The organism is Streptomyces sp. AC627_RSS907 (genome assembly GCF_019049165.1).
Window position 1 is genome coordinate 1 of the sequence record NZ_JAGMUE010001068.1, and the last position, 794, is coordinate 794.

A 794-nucleotide genomic window follows, 5' to 3' on the forward strand; every position below is an offset into this window, starting at 1 on the left:
GGCCAGGCATGCGGGGCCTGATCGGTCCTTGGCGTCCGGGAAGTGCCGGTGTCACCATAGGCATATGCCCACGCTTCAGGAGACGGCCGCGGACCCGCGCGTTCAGCCGTGCTGCCCTCCGCTCACCCGGCAGGAACTCTCTCCCGCGGACGCGGCGACGATGGCCGCCATGTTCAAGGCGCTCGGCGACCCGGTCCGGCTGCGGCTCTTCTCCAAGGTCGCCTCCCACCCCGACGGAGAGGCGTGCGTGTGCGACATCGCCGACGTCGGCGTCTCCCAGCCCACCGTCAGCCACCACCTCAAGAAGCTGCGCGAGGCGGGTCTGCTGACCTCCGAGCGGCGTGGCACCTGGATCTACTACCGCATCGCCCCCTCCGTCCTGGCCGCCCTGTCCGTCATGCTCAGCGACGCGCCCTGACCGGGCCCCGGCGGACGCCCCGTACCGCCGCGCGGGGCGGCGCGGGACGCGCGTGCTCCCGACGCGGCCGAGCGCGCGTCACGGCGCGCCTTCCGGTGCGCGTCGTCCCAGGTGCTGCCTGAGGTGGGCGCGGGCGCGGGCCAGGTTCTGGCGGACCGCGGCGGGCGTCGTCTCCAGCGCGGCGGCCATCTCGTCCGTGCTGATCCCGTCCAGGTACCAGGCCATGACCTGCCGTTGCTTGCCCGGCAACCGGTCGAGGGCCGCGTACACCCGGGCCTGCTGCTCGCGCAGGACCACGGCCTCCAGCGGGCCGTAGCCGCTCGCGCGCTCCGGGGCCGCGTCGGTGAGTTCCTCCTCCGGGCGCACGGACTGGCGC

2 protein-coding genes are annotated in these 794 nt (G+C 74.4%); one reads left to right on the forward strand and one right to left on the reverse strand.

What is annotated here, in order from left to right; all coding sequences use genetic code 11:
* Nucleotides 1–64: 64 nt before the first annotated feature.
* Nucleotides 65–418, forward strand: coding sequence for a helix-turn-helix transcriptional regulator (locus KUM32_RS40290; RefSeq protein ID WP_187062200.1), 354 nt, complete (start codon nucleotides 65–67; stop codon nucleotides 416–418).
* A gap of 78 nt (nucleotides 419–496) precedes the next feature.
* Here the strand turns inward: KUM32_RS40290 and KUM32_RS40295 are convergent.
* The coding region (locus tag KUM32_RS40295; RefSeq protein WP_217146659.1) for an RNA polymerase sigma factor at nucleotides 497–794 on the reverse strand (298 nt) is incomplete at its 5' end.

Coding starts and splice junctions, on each gene's coding strand:
- KUM32_RS40290 (WP_187062200.1), top strand. CDS start 65: ATGCCCACGCTTCAGGAGACGGCCGCGGACCCGCGCGTTCAGCCGTGC.